The organism is Pseudoalteromonas piscicida (assembly GCF_000238315.3).
Classification (GTDB): Bacteria; Pseudomonadota; Gammaproteobacteria; order Enterobacterales; family Alteromonadaceae; genus Pseudoalteromonas; species Pseudoalteromonas piscicida.
Map to the genome: position 1 here is coordinate 2678732 of NZ_CP011924.1, position 17650 is coordinate 2696381.

General features: G+C 43.1%; 16 protein-coding genes, 1 pseudogene and 2 riboswitches. Of the genes and pseudogenes, 4 read left to right on the plus strand and 13 right to left on the minus strand.

What is annotated here, in order from left to right; translation table 11 throughout:
- Positions 1–214: 214 nt before the first annotated feature.
- From PPIS_RS12490 to PPIS_RS12500, 3 genes and pseudogenes are all read right to left on the minus strand, one after another.
- Positions 215–2077, minus strand: coding sequence for a TonB-dependent receptor domain-containing protein (locus tag PPIS_RS12490; protein ID WP_010374235.1), 1863 nt, complete (start codon positions 2075–2077; stop codon positions 215–217).
- A 35-nt stretch (positions 2078–2112) separates the two neighbouring features.
- Positions 2113–2361: riboswitch (cobalamin riboswitch) on the minus strand.
- A gap of 441 nt (positions 2362–2802) precedes the next feature.
- A pseudogene (locus PPIS_RS25380) lies at positions 2803–3225 on the minus strand (TonB-dependent receptor plug domain-containing protein); the annotation flags it as partial.
- Between the two features lie 35 nt (positions 3226–3260).
- Positions 3261–3509, minus strand: a riboswitch (cobalamin riboswitch).
- 351 nt (positions 3510–3860) lie between these two features.
- Positions 3861–4343, minus strand: coding sequence for a YajQ family cyclic di-GMP-binding protein (locus PPIS_RS12500; RefSeq protein ID WP_010374237.1), 483 nt, complete (start codon positions 4341–4343; stop codon positions 3861–3863).
- A 230-nt stretch (positions 4344–4573) separates the two neighbouring features.
- On the opposite strand from PPIS_RS12500, the gene PPIS_RS12505 reads away from it, so the two are divergent.
- Positions 4574–4846 (plus strand): VanZ family protein, encoded by a 273-nt coding sequence (locus PPIS_RS12505; protein WP_010374238.1) that lies wholly within the window; start codon positions 4574–4576, stop codon positions 4844–4846.
- Positions 4839–5741, plus strand: coding sequence for a ketopantoate reductase family protein (locus PPIS_RS12510; protein ID WP_010374239.1), 903 nt, complete (start codon positions 4839–4841; stop codon positions 5739–5741). Before PPIS_RS12505 ends, PPIS_RS12510 begins: the two co-directional genes overlap by 8 nt.
- A gap of 246 nt (positions 5742–5987) precedes the next feature.
- Here PPIS_RS12510 and thiI read toward each other — a convergent pair whose 3' ends face one another.
- Together thiI and PPIS_RS12520 are read right to left on the minus strand one after the other, a co-directional pair.
- Complete coding sequence (thiI, locus tag PPIS_RS12515) at positions 5988–7445, minus strand: tRNA uracil 4-sulfurtransferase ThiI (RefSeq protein WP_010374240.1); 1458 nt, start codon at positions 7443–7445, stop codon at positions 5988–5990.
- Positions 7446–7663: 218 nt separating this feature from the next.
- Positions 7664–8320 carry a TetR/AcrR family transcriptional regulator gene (locus PPIS_RS12520; RefSeq protein WP_010374241.1) on the minus strand — a complete coding sequence of 219 codons (657 nt, stop codon included), beginning with the start codon at positions 8318–8320 and terminating at the stop codon, positions 7664–7666.
- A gap of 185 nt (positions 8321–8505) precedes the next feature.
- On the opposite strand from PPIS_RS12520, the gene coaD reads away from it, so the two are divergent.
- Both coaD and PPIS_RS12530 read left to right on the plus strand, forming a co-directional pair.
- Positions 8506–8988 (plus strand): pantetheine-phosphate adenylyltransferase, encoded by a 483-nt coding sequence (gene coaD / locus PPIS_RS12525; RefSeq protein ID WP_010374242.1) that lies wholly within the window; start codon positions 8506–8508, stop codon positions 8986–8988.
- Positions 8985–10343 (plus strand): capsule assembly Wzi family protein, encoded by a 1359-nt coding sequence (locus PPIS_RS12530; RefSeq protein ID WP_010374243.1) that lies wholly within the window; start codon positions 8985–8987, stop codon positions 10341–10343. Before coaD ends, PPIS_RS12530 begins: the two co-directional genes overlap by 4 nt.
- Here the strand turns inward: PPIS_RS12530 and PPIS_RS12535 are convergent.
- The 8 genes from PPIS_RS12535 to argC form a co-directional block, all read right to left on the minus strand.
- Positions 10315–10830, minus strand: coding sequence for a hypothetical protein (locus PPIS_RS12535; RefSeq protein ID WP_010374245.1), 516 nt, complete (start codon positions 10828–10830; stop codon positions 10315–10317). The genes PPIS_RS12530 and PPIS_RS12535 overlap by 29 nt on opposite strands.
- Before the next feature lie 70 nt (positions 10831–10900).
- The gene (locus PPIS_RS12540; RefSeq protein ID WP_010374246.1) at positions 10901–11416 is read right to left on the minus strand and encodes a hypothetical protein; all 516 of its coding nucleotides are present in this window, start codon (positions 11414–11416) and stop codon (positions 10901–10903) included.
- Positions 11417–11422: 6 nt separating this feature from the next.
- Positions 11423–11581, minus strand: coding sequence for a hypothetical protein (locus PPIS_RS25135; protein WP_017218423.1), 159 nt, complete (start codon positions 11579–11581; stop codon positions 11423–11425).
- Positions 11582–11758: 177 nt separating this feature from the next.
- The gene (gene argH, locus PPIS_RS12545) at positions 11759–13624 is read right to left on the minus strand and encodes an argininosuccinate lyase (protein WP_010374247.1); all 1866 of its coding nucleotides are present in this window, start codon (positions 13622–13624) and stop codon (positions 11759–11761) included.
- Positions 13625–13638: 14 nt separating this feature from the next.
- Complete coding sequence (locus PPIS_RS12550; RefSeq protein ID WP_010374248.1) at positions 13639–14850, minus strand: argininosuccinate synthase; 1212 nt, start codon at positions 14848–14850, stop codon at positions 13639–13641.
- Positions 14851–14861: 11 nt separating this feature from the next.
- Positions 14862–15782 carry an ornithine carbamoyltransferase gene (locus PPIS_RS12555; protein WP_010374249.1) on the minus strand — a complete coding sequence of 307 codons (921 nt, stop codon included), beginning with the start codon at positions 15780–15782 and terminating at the stop codon, positions 14862–14864.
- A gap of 9 nt (positions 15783–15791) precedes the next feature.
- Complete coding sequence (gene argB, locus PPIS_RS12560) at positions 15792–16571, minus strand: acetylglutamate kinase (RefSeq protein WP_010374250.1); 780 nt, start codon at positions 16569–16571, stop codon at positions 15792–15794.
- The gene (gene argC, locus PPIS_RS12565; RefSeq protein WP_026345590.1) at positions 16568–17578 is read right to left on the minus strand and encodes an N-acetyl-gamma-glutamyl-phosphate reductase; all 1011 of its coding nucleotides are present in this window, start codon (positions 17576–17578) and stop codon (positions 16568–16570) included. Before argC ends, argB begins: the two co-directional genes overlap by 4 nt.
- Positions 17579–17650 lie beyond the last annotated feature (72 nt).

Below are 17650 nucleotides of genomic sequence, written 5' to 3' on the forward strand. Positions count from 1 at the left end.
AGGCGCTGCCCTTTGGGTTCACCTGAGTGCGCTTTGTTCATTGTTGCTCAACTTTTGCCTAGATTACTAGGCGGCAAGTCGAGCGTCGCGATCAAAACACACTCAGAAGAACAAAAATCAAACAGCAAAGGTCAACAGGCCCTAAATGATAAATAAGAAAAGTGATCCATTACTCATGATGGATCACTCTGGGTATTGAAAAACAGTTAACGCATTAGAAGCTGTAGCTCACACCAACGTAGGCTTGTCTACCTAGTGGCTTATAGCCCAGTAAAGAGCCATCTTTTGCTTCGCCCGCTGTGGCATTGAAATAACGCTTATCGGTTAGGTTTTCAATTCGGCCATTTAACTTGAATCCATTGAAAAACGTATAGTTAGCAGCTAAATTAAACAGCGTATATGACGGTAAAGTCACTGTATATGCACCTTCAGCTCCCCATACTTTATCGTCGCGATTACCTCTATGGACTAAGGTCAGTGTTGCGTCGACATTTTCCCACTCTTTACTGACTGAATAAGTTAAGGTGCGTCTCGCTCTGCGCTGTAATTGCTTGTCAGTATCAGCGTCTTTAGCACTCACATAGCTCGCATTTACCGTATGCTCGATACCAAAGTTGTCTTCAATTTCAACAGAAAGATCAGCACCTTCAAAGTCAGCGCGCTGAACATTGTAAGGGATGTATTTCCATTTATCATTTTGCTGATAAACGATTTTATCGGTAATACGGTTATCGTATACCGCAGCTTCCACACGGAAGTTCTTGCCGCTCCATGTGACAATAATTTCGTTATTAGTGGCTTCTTCCGGCTTAATATTTGGGTTAGGCAGATAGTAAGGACTATCAATCACAAACGCCTGTGATAAAGAAGGTGCTCTAAAGGCAGTACCATGATTCAACTTAACACTCAGGCCATCCATGAGTTGCTTGCCTACAGCAACCGTGTAGGTGTTTGCATGACCATGAAAATCATAATCATCCGTTCTCAGTACAACCTCTGCCAGCCAATTTTCATCGTTGTAAAACCCACCTAGTGCTAAAGATAAGTTATCACGCTCAGGCTCTGAAAAAGAGGCGGTAGAATCACCAACATCTTCATTTAGAAAGGTAAAGTTACCCGTGAAGATCAAAGCTTCGGTTAAACTATATTGCGACTGATATTCAAATTGGCTGCGTTTGGTGACATAAGCGTTATCGTCAGCACTATTACCGATTTGAACGTTTTGTTCCTTACCTAAGCTGTATGACGCACTTTGACTAAACTTGTCAGTACGTCTTTTCCACGCCAACTTATTGGTGTAGTTATGGAAACGGTAAGCATCACTACCAAAAGAGTCATACTCCCCCTCACCTTCACTGTACTGTGAACGTAAGCTAAAAATGCCACTTTCTTCATCACCATACTGCACATTTAAACCGGCATTACCGTTATAATATCCATCACGGTCATGGTTTTTTGTGATTGCAGCTTCAGGGTCTTTCTCAATCACATCATAGCCATCGGTATGAGTGTAACCCGCATTAGCTGCAATACTAAACTTGTCTTTTTTGTAATTTACCGTTGCTTCGGTCTTGGAGTAATTGTTACTCCCAGTCGTAAGCGCGATTGTATTGTTATTCCCTTCGCGACTAATAATATTAATCACGCCAGCAATGGCATCTGAACCATAAATCGCAGCTTTGGCACCACGAATGATCTCAATCCTTTCGATGCTATTAAGTGGTAAATTAGTGAGCGAATTGTCACCGGAGTTTGCATCCGTCACTCGAACCCCATCGATTAACACTAGCGTATGCTTAGCATCATTACCGCGTAGAAATAAACTCACGCTTTGGCCAAAGCCACCGTTTCTAACCGCTTGAATACCAGCGATATTATCGAGTAACGATACGACATCTTGAACCTTGCTTTTTTCAATATCAGCACGACCTATAACCGTAATGGCAGACAATGCGCTTTCTAGAGATTGTTCAAATTTATTGGCAGTAACAGTGATATGTTCAACATTTTGATCCGCAAATGCTGAAAAAGAGAGCGCCGTCGCTATCGCCGCGCTTAGAGCAGTTTTATTTAACATGGTTTCCCCTAACTTGTACCCACCGTACAAGAACACAAAGTGACTGTTTCAAGGCCGGTCTCCGGGCTCAGTAAATCTGCAGATTGGCAGTTCACTCTACCGTTGCGGGGGCAGCGCTGGCATAGAACCGATCCAAGCTAATCACGTGTAATAAACTGTCTTACTCAATTTATTATTGATTAACGCAATTAGATGTTCCCTTGTGTTCGCACCAGTTTCCCGATTATCTATACACTTAGCAACCACACTAGGTTGTGTACAGCACCTTGAAAATGCGAGGCTATTGTCTTGGGTTTCGGAATGATTGTCAATGGACGTCTAGAAATCCAAAAGTGCAATCTATGCACTTTTGGAATGAAGGAAAGCGTAACTAGGGCCTGTTGACCTTTGCTGTTTGATTTTTGTTCTCCTGAGTGTGTTTTGATCGCGACGCGTGAACGTAAGCTAAAAATGCCACTTTCTTCATCACCATACTGCACATTTAAACCGGCATTACCGTTATAATATCCATCACGGTCATGGTTTTTTGTGATTGCAGCTTCAGGGTCTTTCTCAATCACATCATAGCCATCGGTATGAGTGTAACCCGCATTAGCTGCAATACTAAACTTGTCTTTTTTGTAATTTACCGTTGCTTCGGTCTTGGAGTAATTGTTACTCCCAGTCGTAAGCGCGATTGTATTGTTATTCCCTTCGCGACTAATAATATTAATCACGCCAGCAATGGCATCTGAACCATAAATCGCAGCTTTGGCACCACGAATGATCTCAATCCTTTCGATGCTATTAAGTGGTAAATTAGTGAGCGAATTGTCACCGGAGTTTGCATCCGTCACTCGAACCCCATCGATTAACACTAGCGTATGCTTAGCATCATTACCGCGTAGAAATAAACTCACGCTTTGGCCAAAGCCACCGTTTCTAACCGCTTGAATACCAGCGATATTATCGAGTAACGATACGACATCTTGAACCTTGCTTTTTTCAATATCAGCACGACCTATAACCGTAATGGCAGACAATGCGCTTTCTAGAGATTGTTCAAATTTATTGGCAGTAACAGTGATATGTTCAACATTTTGATCCGCAAATGCTGAAAAAGAGAGCGCCGTCGCTATCGCCGCGCTTAGAGCAGTTTTATTTAACATGGTTTCCCCTAACTTGTACCCACCGTACAAGAACACAAAGTGACTGTTTCAAGGCCGGTCTCCGGGCTCAGTAAATCTGCAGATTGGCAGTTCACTCTACCGTTGCGGGGGCAGCGCTGGCATAGAACCGATCCAAGCTAATCACGTGTAATAAACTGTCTTACTCAATTTATTATTGATTAACGCAATTAGATGTTCCCTTGTGTTCGCACCAGTTTCCCGATTATCTATACACTTAGCAACCACACTAGGTTGTGTACAGCACCTTGAAAATGCGAGGCTATTGTCTTGGGTTTCGGAATGATTGTCAATGGACGTCTAGAAATCCAAAAGTGCAATCTATGCACTTTTGGAATGAAGGAAAGCGTAACTAGGGCCTGTTGACCTTTGCTGTTTGATTTTTGTTCTCCTGAGTGTGTTTTGATCGCGACGCTCGACTTGTCGCCTAGTAATCTAGGCAAAAGTTGAGCAACAATGAACAAAGCGCACTCAGGGGAACCCAAAGGGCAGCGCTTGATTGGCATTTCTACTGTGTTATCGCCTAATTTACATAGAATAACTATGCTACGCAGGCTCTGCCTTGCATAAATACCAATCAAACTGCTGCAAAAACAAACTTGAAAGGTCAACAGGCCCTAGTCGCGGAAGTTTTTGAATTGAAATGGTTGGCCAAGCTCACCGGTACGAACCAGTTGCATCGTTTCTTGCAAATCATCACGCTTTTTACCCGTTACACGCACCGTATCACCTTGAATTGACGCTTGAACTTTAACTTTTGAGTCTTTAATAAGCTTAACCAGTTTTTTCGCCATCTCTTTGTCGATGCCTTGCTTTAACGCCACCTTACGCGATACGTATTTGCCAGAGCGCTCAATGTCTTTTAACTCGAAGCTTGCCACATCAAGGCCACGCTTAGCCGCTTTACCCACTAGCATATCGAACAATTGCATAACTTGTTGTTCTGCTTCCGCTTTGAGGTTAATCATTTCACCGCTTAGCTCGATTGACGCATCAACGCCACGAAAATCAAAACGCGTATCAAGCTCGCGAACCGCGTTGTCTACGGTATTTTTTGCTTCTGTCATATCAATTTCAGATACAATATCAAATGAAGGCATGCTTCTCTCCTAAAGTCATTTTGGCTCGATTATAGCAGTTTATGCCTAATTTGAGTTACTTTAAGTTTTTAAACAGCGTATTAGGATGTTCACCCAATGGACAGTTTTCGATGGTATACTGCTCGCTTAGTCATACAGAAGTAGGATGTATTGTGACACGGCGCGTTTATAAAGCTCTTTTGATTATCTCATTAATTATATGTACGGTGCTATTCGCAAAGGAAATTAGCTTGTCTCCAAAGCTGTTCCCAAATATCGATAAAGTGGCGCATTTTGGTGTATTTTTTGTGCTTGCGTTTATCTCTCACCATGCTTTTAAAGTAAAGGTATGGACACACATAGTGCTACTGTCCTTATATGGTGCAGGAATTGAGTGGATGCAACATACACTGCCGTACCGCCAAGCATCTACCGCTGATTTTTTAGCTGACTTAGCCGGTGCGGTCAGTTATTTTGTTCTATTTTATATTTGGGCAAGTTGGCGCAACAGAAAACATGGCTAACATACATATTTTAGGTGAAGGGGCGATAGGATTACTGCTCGCCCAGCACCTTAGTCAATCTCATCAAATTACGCTGATCACTCGAAATAAACGCGCAGCGACTTATCTCTATCAAACAGCAAGTATTCAACAAACCATCCCATGCAGCACAAAAACGCTTGCAGAACTTCCAGCCAGCAGTATAGATACGCTAATCATTCCCGTTAAAGCATATCAGGTCATCGAAGCACTCCGAGCGCTTCGTCCTGCTCTTTCAAAAAATGGCACGCTAATCCTTAGTCATAATGGCATGGTAGATTGGTCTGGTGAGTTAGCTGCGCTTGAAAAAACACAATCCGCCTACTTCTTAAGCACATCCATCGCAGGCTATAAAGTCGCAGACTCTGTGCACCATACAGGACAAGGCGCAACGTGGTTTGGGCCGTTAAATTCACCAGCCGAACACCACTACCTGCGCGTATTCTCGCAACTGTTTAGCACATTTGAAAATGCCAAAACCACGTTTGACATCATGCCAACACTGTGGAAAAAGCTGGCTGTTAATATTGCCATCAACCCATTAAGTGCATTGGAGCAAGTCGCAAATGGTCAGTTAAGACAGCCCAAATACGCAGCCCAAATCCTTAATTTAATGAATGAAGTACAGCTTGTGGCTGCAAGTGCAGGCGTAACCTTAGCACTTGGCGAGCTCGTCACGCTTGCTTACACTGTAATGGCGCAAACCGCAAACAATCGCTCTTCAATGAATCAAGATCTCGCGAATAATCGACGCACAGAAATTGACGCCATGTGCGGGTATATTTGCGAGCTAGCAGCGAAGCAAAATATCGATGTGCCGTTTAATCAACAGTTACTCGAGGAAGTGAATAAGCGCTGGCAGCTAGCGCGACAATAAGCTTAACTTCTCGGCGGGTAAACCGCCTCCCACAAAACTATTTACACAGCGAATTAGGGATTAAGTATGATGTCGGAGCGTCATTTCAAAAGAATGAACGAAGAGCGCATGGAGGGTAACTACAAAATACTAGCAAACAAATAAATTGGGACGCGTGAGCAATAGCAAACGACCTCTACCTACCCACAAAAGCGTACGTTGGGTAAACCCTAAAGTCTCACCCAACGCTTGTTAACATGCTTTATTCTAAGGGCGGTACACCTTGACGTTAGCATAGCCATTTTCATGCAGAATAAGTGCTTGTAACTGGCTCATTACGCCTTTTGAACAGTACAAGTAGTATTCTTTGTCCTGTGGTAAGTCGCCAAACTTAGTGGCTAGTCTAAAGAAAGGTAAGTGGATCACTTGTGCACCATCTAGCTCTAGAGGGTTGGCATCTTCCTCTTCTGGAGAACGAATATCTAATACTACTGCGTTGTCTGGTAATTCACTTACCGATTCCGCTTCTTTCACTTCTTCTTTTGCTTCAGCTTCAATATCACGAATATCTTTTACCGTCGCGTTCGCTACAACTGTATTCAATACATCAAAGTCAAACTTTTCTTCTTCAGCTAATATCTTGTGAAGCTGTGCTTTTACCGTTGGTTTTTGAGAGATCACACCACAATATTCAGGCATTGCTTCTGCCATTTCATTGGTGCCAATCGCTCTGGCAATACGAATGATCTCTTCTTTATCGTGTTGAATAAGCGGTCGTAATATCAGCATCTCTGTAACACGGTCAATCACGTTAAGGTTAGCCAAGGTTTGGCTCGATACCTGGCCAATACTCTCACCAGTTACCAATGCAGGGATCCCCAAACGCTCTGCGACCACAGCACCTGCACGCATCATCATGCGTTTTAGCACCACGCCCATTTGTCCGCTTTCGATATTCTCAAGAATTTCAGCGACAACTGGCTCAAAGTCAATCGTAATAAATTTAACTTTGTGGGTAGAGCTAAATTGTTTCCACAAGTAGTGGCTCACTTGCTTAACACCAATTTCGTGGGCTGCGCCACCTAAGTTAAAGAACAAAAAGTGCGTACGCGCGCCTTTTCGCATCATTTGATAAGTCGCAACACCGGAGTCGAATCCGCCAGAAACCAAAGACAACACGTCTTCTTGCGTTGGTAGTGGGAAGCCACCTAGACCAAAGTGCTGGTGACGAACGATGTAGGCTTTATTGTCTTTGACTTCGATTTTAACCGTCACATCAGGTTTTTTCAGTCTTACGCTGGCACCCTCTACATTTTGGTTTAAACCACCACCAACATAACGCTCCACGTCGCTTGAAGTAAACTCATGCTTACCTTGGCGCTTTACGCGTACACAAAACGTTTTGCCCTTGATCAATGGCTCAACCAAAGCAATCGTTTGTTGGTAGATATCATCAAGCGTATCGAACTGTGTCTCTTGCACCTCAATAAACTGCACAATACCTGGCGTGCGTTTAAGGTGGTCGATTAGACCAAGGCGGGTTTTCTCGTCACTTAGCTCGCTCGTCACTGAGATATTGTCCCAGTTATTTTTAACTTTTACGTTTTCGTCAACGCGAACCAACAGCATTTTGATGTTTTTCTCTAATACTTTGGTAAAACGCTTACGGACGGATTTGCTCTTAATAGCAATTTCGGGATGTAATTTGACGATAAATTTAAGCATAAAAGTCACTCTACTACAGATCGATTATCGGTTGCGATGACGCACTGATTTGACCTAAGCGGACTTTATCGTGGCGCACACTGACCGAGGACAGTTCGGGCGCGCGAGTATATCAAACTCAGAGCCGATTAGGAAATAAACAAACCTTTTCCCTCTGTGCTCTACAAAGCCTTTTGCACGTGCTCCCCTAGGCAAAAGGCCCGCTTAATTATTTAAGGCTAAGCAATACTCGGTAAGCTCGCCTCTGCTAGTGCTTGATAATGCTGCTGAAGTTGTGCCACTTTCGGTGCGCTCATTGGCGTCGCGTAAGGTTTAAAAATCATCAGTACTTTAACAATACCATTGTATATATCTTGTTGCTCGAGAACGCCTGTCATTCTTCTGGCTTTAACATAGGGAGTCCAGAAGCTAACGGTCATTTTCAACATATGCGCAAGCTCTTTAGCATCGTCATCATCTATGGTGATCACTCCCGTATCTCTTAGGCCAATTACTACAGCCTTTACTTGCTCGAGTAAGCGTGACTGAAAAGCAATGTAGTTTTTTTTCAATTCATCATCACGAGCTAAGATGTCTGTCAGGTTGTCGTAGAAAAAGTGATAACGCCACATCAGGTCGAACAAGGAATCTAAATATTGAGTTAGCTGCTCAAGCGGTTCGTTGTGCTGCTCCAGAGGCTTAAAATGCGTATTTAAATGCTCGCTATAAAGGGCGAATATTTGCCGAATGATGTCTTCTTTATTTTTAAAATGATAGTACAAATTGCCAGGGCTAATCCCCAAACTGGACGCTATATGGTTTGTCGTAATCGCGCGCTCTCCATGCAAATTAAATAACGCGATGCTGGTACGTATTATTTTTTCCTTGGTATTCATTACGATTCTCTATCTTTGTTGATAACGTGGTCGCGTTATTACTAGTGTTACTAGGCTATTTCGCGCTCCATGTGAAAAAATAGCACTAATTTTACCTCTAGATAAGCTTAGATCCGACAAAGCTGACCAGTGTTTTTTCAAAAAAACCTTGTTACCATACAAAAAAATTCAACATAGTTACGCTTATGAAAGTCATCGCCCTCTACCCTGGCACATTTGATCCCCTCACTAATGGACATGAAGACTTAATCAAACGTGCAGCAAAAATGTTTGATACCGTGATCTTGGCAATTGCCCATAACCCAAATAAACAGCCTTGCTTCTCACTAGAGCAACGTGTTGCTTTGGCTGAAGAAATTTTAAAGTCACATAAAAATGTAAAAGTGATTGGGTTTTCAGGATTACTCGTTGATTTAGCGAAAGAGCAAAAAGCCAACGTGCTGATCCGCGGCATTCGCGCGGTGTCTGACTTTGACTATGAGTTCCAGCTGGCCAATATGAATCGTCGTTTACATCCTGATTTGGAAAGCGTATTTTTAACGCCATCTGAAAAGAATTCATTTATCTCGTCAACTTTAGTAAAAGAAGTTGCGCTTCATAAAGGCAATGTCAGTGAATTTGTTCACCCGCTGGTTGCCAAAGCTTTAGAGGAAAAACTACACGGATGAAAAAGTGCCTATTATCCCTAGCCGTATTGGTTGGTACTTATGCGCACGCTTCACCTTGGATAGAGGTATCGCAAAGTGAGCTTAAACACAGCATAGATTTACTGGTTGCAGAAGGCGTGATAAATCGCCCAGTTAACCAATATCCTCTGCTATGGAGCGGCATTGTTAATGACCTTGCTGCTATTGATGACGGAAATCTCTCTGAAACCGCAAGCTTTGCATTGGCACATTTACGCCATGCGCTAAAACAAGCAAAAAGAGAAAGATACAGCAGTGTAAAAGCACATTTTAACGGTGCCGAAGAGCGCTCAACAGGCTTTGGTGAACGTCAAAATGAACGTTCTGGCTTGCGTACTTATGGCGTTATTACAGGTGGTGCTGTTAGCGCTAAAGTTGCGATTAACTACGCAGATGAAGGCCAAGATGGAAAATATGTTAATCACCACGGCAGCCACCTCGCAGTGCTGTTTGGTAATTGGTCTCTCAGCGCTGAGCGGCTAAGCTACTGGTGGGGACCGAGCAACGAAAATGCGCTGATGCTTTCAAACAACGCAGCCCCCATGAAGGCGGTTCGTTTGAGTCGTGCCAATAACAACTACATTGGACCGAGCTTTCTCTCTTTCGTTGGTCCTTGGCAAGTGACGGCCATTATGGCAAAACAACGCCCGAATATAGCCAGTAAAAAGGATGGCGATTTTTGGGGGTTTAGAGCGGCCGCTTTTCCAATTCAAGGGCTAGAACTTGGCTTCAGTACAACATCTAGCGACTTTGTTTATCAACAACAAAACCTTGAAAGCGAAAAGCAAACGCAGCGCCTCACCAGCGTTGACTTCAAATACTCCACTCGGATAGCTAGTCAACCACTCGCTTTATACGGCGAGTTTGCAGGCAATAACGACAGTGGTGCATTACCAAGCAATCCAATGTACACCCTAGGTATTGAAAGTTATTGGGGTGGTAAAGACTATCGTCTTAAAAGCTTTATTGAATACTCAGATACAAGCATTGATTGTAAAGACGAGCTAAAGCTCGCGCTTTGCCCAAGAGATAATACCGTGGATTCAGCGAATTACAGTGAGCGCGACCTCTGGCTTGGAGCAAGCTCGGGATTGGACGCTAAAAACCTCACTTTCGCGTTAGATTACTTCAGCACAAATGGTATTGGTGCTTATGCCAAACTGAAACGAGTTGAATTTGACACACTAGATGTTGAACGAAACCAGCTGGAACTCGGTTACCAACAAGGTGTGTTTGGCGCGCTTGCTAAAATAGGCGTAAAAGCATGGCAAGATAAGTCCCAGGAAGAAGACGAAAGCCACGCAGCACTTACGTTGAGCGTGGAATATCAGTTTTAACGAGCGGCCATCGCCGCTCTTTTATTATGGCGTATAATCCAAGAAAGTCCTTAGGAATAAGCAAAACGACAATTAAAAGCCAATCGGTTATATACATTCCGATAGTGTATAACCAGTAAACCCAATCACGATACTCTTTATCCACTCGGTGATTAGTAATAATATCCTCATGTATAATTAAAGCAAAAAGAAGTGAGTTTACAGTTAAAAAACCTATCGTATAGAACTTCACTACTTTTGTCAGTCGATACTCTGGGAACTTAAATAGCTTTACTAACAAAAGTATTGTAGAAATATCTAAGAATAAAAATATAAAGTAAATTGAAAGATCATAGAACCCCGCTGTACCAGTTAACCAGCCTTTTGACTCACAAAAATAAAATGTAGGTATTGTGAGAAAATATGAACCTGCGAGGAGAAATGAAATGCCACTGAGCTGCTTAAATTTAGGGTTTTTAGTCGCTCGAACAAAGTTAAAGAGTGCCACAAAAAGTAGAATCCATGAGTGCAAACTACTAAGAAACAAGTAAAACAAATAGTGAAAATCGACCACAACTTCAAGCTACCCTAGCTTTCACCTTACTTATAGCCCATTTAATACCTAACCAATCTTTATTGACTAATAGAGAAGTAACCATAATAAAGTCCACAGAAATCACTATATATGAGTACAAATACCATAATAACCAGCGCGTTACATTTTCATAAATATATGTATCAATATACATAAAGAAGAACATAACAGTATTAACAGTCAAACCTATCATGGTATATAAAACGCCGACCTCAAGCTTTTCATCTTTAAAAAAAGTATAAGTGACAAGAAAAAGAGCTAACAAAGTAAAGAGATCAAACAAAGCAAATATTCCGTGAATAGCTGTGTTGTAGCTATCAGAAACAATGATAAAATCACTTACAAAGTAGGAGGTAAATAACAGGATAGAAGCGAAGAGTAGCTGTAAATTTTTCTGGACTTTTAGTATATAAAAAAATAAATGTAGTAATGAAGCCATCAAGAAGCCCCATATTACAAGGGCTCCTATACTCATACCAAAAAAATCATAAATTAACATTAATCATTAGTGCGGATCTTTAGACCCAGGTGGAGTAATTACACTTCCACGTGCGCCAGATACCATCTCAAGTTTACTTCCAGATTGAATTACCTTATCAGAAAGCGACTTTACTTGACCAGTTGTTTTAGCTTGATTTTTTCTCGCTAGGATTGTTCTTATCATGAAATTTCCCTCAATATTTACAAATTAGTCTTAACTCTAAAAGTGAGTCATCTAAAAATTATCGGGATTAATTAAGCACAGGGTATGCCAATATTCATTGAGACAAACTCAATCGGTTGATTTACATACAGAAAGAGCGCTTACTAGCGCTCTTTTTGATTTTATAAAAGCTTAGTGTTAAGCCACAAATTTACATGGAATACTTAAGCTAGATGTTTGTTTTATAATGAAATCCATCGCAATTTCATCACAGTTATCTTTACGCAAGCACAGCTCACAGTCTTTCATCACTTTTTCAGGCAAGCTATCTTTGGTACAGTTGTTAAAACCTTGTTTCATAAAGAAGCCAGGCACTCTAGTTAGCACAATAATACGATTGAGTGCCAATTTTTTGGCTTTCACCAGTAAATGCTCGACTAAAAGTTGCCCTTGTCCCTTTATTTCGCTTTCGGGATTTACACCCAAAGAGCGAATTTCAGCAAGCCCAGTGTCGTAAATATACAAAGATGCACACCCGGTCACTTTGCCATCGACCTCAGTCACCGCAAACTCATTGATACTATGGATCATGTCACTTTTCGCTCGCGGTAGGTTCTCACCTACTTTAGCCCAGTATTGGATCAGCCCAGCAATGGCTTCAACATCATCTAAATTAGCATCACGTACTAAGATTTTTTGCTTTTTTTTTGCCGTTTTAATAGCACTAGTTACTTGTGGCAATGAGGTGCCGTCTAATGCTTTACGAGCGGCAATACAAGCGTCAATTTCGAGTACAGGGTAGACATCCTCTGCAATTACTGCGCTGACTTGCTGGAATTCTTCTAAGCTCAGATCTTCGAGGTTTTGCCCCTTACTAATAGCCAACTGCACTAATTCACCGACGATGTGGTGGCCTTCCCGAAACGGAATTCCCTTAGCAACGAGATAATCCGCAAGCTCAGTTGCATTGGCGTGACCACCTTTTGCCGCCGCTAACGTTTTATCACCATTAACCTTAATGCCTTTAACACATGCTTCTGCCATATGAATACACGCAAGCCAAGTTGGCATGGCATCAAATAGGCCTTCTTTGTCTTCCTGCATGTCTTTGTTATAGGCCAAAGGCAAAGCTTTAAGCGTCATCATCATGCCGCTAAAGGCACCAAAAACTCGGCCCGTTTTGCCGCGGATCAGCTCTAAGGCGTCAGGGTTCTTTTTCTGTGGCATCAAGGATGAGCCAGACGTCACGCTGTCGGCCAGATCAATAAATCCAGATTCACCAGAATTGTAAAAGATCAAATCTTCAGCAAAACGAGATAAATGCATCATTGAAATAGACGCACAACTGAGTAGCTCAACCACAAAGTCACGATCAGAGACCGCATCTAAACTATTACGAGAGGCCTCTCTAAAGCCAAGGTTAACGGCCAACACTTCACGGTCGATAGGATAAGCAGTCCCCGCTAGTGCACCTGAGCCAAGTGGGCACACATTTAACCTTTCAAGCGCATCATTTAAGCGCGACTCATCACGCTCAATCATCTCAACGTAAGCCATACACCAATGACTAAAGAGTACTGGCTGAGCACGCTGTAAATGGGTGTAGCCTGGTAAAATAGTACCAAGCTCCTGCTCTGCAAGTGTAACCAAAGCTTGCTTGAGTGAACTCAGTGCCACAAGCAGTTGCTGCGCAGTTTTACGACTCCACAGTCTAAAATCAGTGGCTACTTGGTCGTTACGGCTTCGACCTGTGTGCAGCTTTTTACCTAAATCACCCACTTTGTCGATAAGTTTAGCTTCAACATAAGAATGAATATCCTCATGTCCCGCAGTTGCTACACTACGCGGATCAGCAATCACTTCATCCAAAAGCTGTTTCAGCGCAGCGATGATCTGCTGATGTTCGCTTTCAGTTAATACTTCTACTTGCTTTAGCGCACCCGCCCAAGCGATAGAGCCAACAATATCTTGCTCTGCCAATTGATAATCAAATGGCAGAGAATCATTAAATTGCTTAAATGCCTCATCAGGACCTGATGAAAAACGGCCGCCCCATAATGCCATCTCGCTCTCCTACCTTAAGACTGCTTTTGCTTGTTTAACGCCGCTATCCGGCTAGATAGTGAGAATAGACGAATGAATCCCTCCGCATGAGATTGGTCATATACGTCATCTTCACCAAATGTGGCAAAATCTTCGCTGTATAAGCTATTGATTGATTGCTTTTGCACTGCATGTACGTGGCCTTTATAAAGCTTAAGTACCACCTCGCCAGTTGCCTGCTGTGCGAATGACTCTGCAGCAGCTAGAATTGAATCTTTCAGTGGGGTAAACCAGCGACCATCATAAACTAAGTGTGCAAACTCTTCGCTAAGCGCGGTTTTCCATTTGCGACAAGATTTGTCTAAGATCAGCTCATCAATCGCTTGTAACGCAGCCATCATCACAGTGCCTCCCGGTGTTTCATAACAGCCACGAGATTTCATGCCGACGAGACGGTTTTCAACGATATCCACACGACCAACACCGTGCGGCGCTGCAATCTCGTTTAACTTAACTAGACACTGATAAGGACTGTAACGCTCACCGTTAACACCGGTGATTTCACCCTTTTCGATTAATACCGACACATATTCAGGCTGATCCGGTGCGGCTTCTGGAGAATTAGTCATGGTCCAAACCTGATCGCTTGGCTCATTCCATGGGTCTTCCAATTCACCACCTTCGTGAGAAATATGCCAAGCATTGGCATCACGACTGTAGATTTTAGTAGCAGAGGCTGCACAAGGGATATTACGCTCGGCCAAATAGTCAAGCAGCGATTCACGACTTGACAATGACCATTCACGCCATGGTGCAATCACTTTAAGATCAGGCGCAAGCGCTGAGAAGCAAGATTCAAAACGCACCTGATCGTTCCCCTTGCCTGTACAACCATGAGAAAGTGCATCCGCGCCAACTTTACGGGCGATTTCTACTTGTGCTTTGGCGATAATAGGACGCGCCATTGAAGTACCCAGTAAATATGTCCCTTCATAGATAGCACCAGTTTTTAGGGTTGGATAAATATAGTCGCTAACCATTTCTTCTTTTAAGTCGACGATATAGCACTCAGAGGCACCCGATGCGATTGCCTTTTCTTCAACCCCAACCAGTTCTTCTTCACCCTGACCTACATCGGCAACAAAGGCGACAACTTCACAACCGTAGTTCTCTTTTAACCATGGCACAATCGCTGATGTGTCTAATCCACCAGAGTAAGCCAGTACCACTTTTTTAATCTTGCTCATGTTCTTTAACCTCAAACGTAATCTTTGTTTAACAGCGATACCAGCAATGCGTTTTGGGCATGCATGCGGTTTTCAGCTTGTTGAATAATTTTTGACTTTGGCCCGTCCATCACTTCGGAAGTAATTTCAAACTCACGGTGTGCTGGCTGGCAGTGCAAAATGGTTTGTGCGCCACACGCTTCAACCAATTGTTGGTTGATTTGATATGGCATAAAGGTGTCTTTCACCTGTTCAATTGGCGTTTTATTCCCCATCGAAACCCAAGTATCAGCGTAGAGCACATTGGCGCCAGCCGCCGCTTCTACCCGATCACTGACCAGAACTGAGGCACCATTTACCGCTGCAATTTGTTCAGCCTGCTTTACAATTTGTGCATCTGGAGAATGGCCTTTAGGACAAACCGCCACAAAATCAGTGCCTAATGTTGCCGCAAGCAACATCAATGAATGTGTTACGTTGTTGCCTTCACCGAGATAAGCGATTTTGATCTGACTGACATCGTCGTAAGTTTCAAATAAGGTGAGAAAATCAGCCAACGCTTGGCAAGGGTGATATAAATCACATAGGCTATTCACAACTGGCACAGACGAAAACTCAGCGAGCGTCTCAAGCGTACTATGATGATTTACACGAGCCACAAGGCCATCGGCCCAAGTCGAAATATTAAGCGCAAAATCTTTTACGGATTCACGCGCCCCCATTGCGCCATTTTGCTGATCTAAATACACAGCATGGCCGCCTAATTTGTGGATACCGATATCAAACGATAGCCGCGTTCTTAAGCTCGGCTTTTCGAATAACGTGACAATCGACTTGCCAGCTAAGGCTTGGTTATATTCTTGCGGTTGATTTTTAATATTTTTTGCAAGCTTTAATAAGTTTAAAACGTTAGTTTGGTCTAATTCCAAACCAGTTAAAAAATGTTTAGTCATGATGTTTTCCTACGGCAGAATTTGTGTACCTACGTGCTCACCATTGAGCAACGCAATTAAATTTTCTGGCTTTTGCCAGCTAGAGATGTACACCCCTCGTCGTAAGTGTTGGGCAGCGTGAAGACTGGTCTTAACTTTGACCTCCATCCCGCCCAGAATGACCTTTTGCGCGATTAACGTTGAAATCTGTTCCGCGTTAAGTTGATTTAATGGCTGTTTATCGCCATCAAGTACCGCCTCAACGTCAGTCATAAAAATAAGTTCTGCACCAAGTTTACTGGCGATAGCAGCTGCTGCTTCATCCGCATTCACGTTGTATAAATGGCCGTCAGCGCCAATACCTACTGAACTAACAACAGGCAACCTATCAAACTCCAACACTGCTTCAAGCATGCCACCTTCACTCGCTTCACAGCTACCCACACGGCCAAGCGCTTTTAGCTTTTGAGTTGTGGTAAACCCTGCATCATATAAGCACAGCCCAACGGGCTTGAGCGTGGCGGTAATGGCGTCCGCCATCAGTTGCTTGTTAGCACAGCCTGCAAGTGCACCAACAATATAGGGCATTTGCTCTTGCGGACTGATCCGCAGTCCTTGATGTTTTGCAGTAGCAAAACCGGCATCGGTCAGCCACTTATCAACCAGCGCCCCGCCACCATGAACAATCACAAACTGCTTGTGTGGTGCATCCTGTTGAATTTGCTTGATAGCTGAAAACAATGCTTGCGCTGCCCCCTCTTGATTCAACACCGCGCCACCTAGTTTTATCACCCAAGTTTGTTTGCTCATGCTAATACTCCCAAACCTTGATAATGATCAAGTCCCGCCGCCAAGTTCATACACTGTAATGCTTGGCCTGCAGCCCCTTTAAGCAAGTTATCAATCGCGACAACCACGATCAGTTGATTGCCCTTTTGCTGCCAACCAATATCCACAAAAGGTTGATTTTCAACGGCTTTGATTGATGGAAGTTGACTCCCCTTTAACCTGATCAGCGGCTCATCGGCAAGCACCTGGTAAGCGGCATCGACTTGATTTGGTGTGACATTTTCTTTCAGAGTGACGTAGATCGTTTCCAAGATACCACGCTTAAAATTCCCTAAATGCGGCGTAAACAACACTGGGTGTTCAAGGTATTTTTCTATTTCTGGACTATGTCTGTGCGTAAACAAACCGTATGGTGCAAGAGATACTTCGCAAAAGTGTGTGGCGACATTCGCTTTTCTACCTGCGCCGGTAACACCAGAAACAGCATTAATGATAACTGGCTGCTCTGTTATCAGATCAGCTTGTTGTAATGGCTTAAGTGCATTGAGTGCCGCAGTCGGATAGCAGCCCGCGACCGCCACTAACTTTGCCTTTTTAATGGCATCACCATACCATTCAGCTAGTCCGTATTGCGCTTGCGCTAACCAGTCTTGATGTGGGTGAGAAAAACCGTAGTAAGTTTCGTAGTCTTCATTGCAAGATAAACGGTAACCTCCAGATAGGTCAAAAACCCGTTTGCCCATCTGTAAAAATACCGGTGCAAGTTCTACGCTAACCTTGTGATCCGTGCATAAACACACATAGTCCGATGATTGCTCTATCAACGAAAAAGCTTGCTCATTTAAGGGTTGCAGCTCAATATCTAGCAAGCCCGAATATTCTGGATATAAATCGCTGATGAATTTGTGTTTGTCTAAGCTTTGCTCAGATACAAAGCAATGCGCAAGTGTGAAGGCAGGATGCTTGGCAACCAGCTTAGCAAGCTCAGCGCCACTGTAGCCGCTCGCTCCGATTATAGATACTTTCAACATAGTGTTCTCAAGATTAAAAAAGTTTGATTAGGATTGGTTCTGCTAATTGTTGAAGTCAAATCGTCGCAT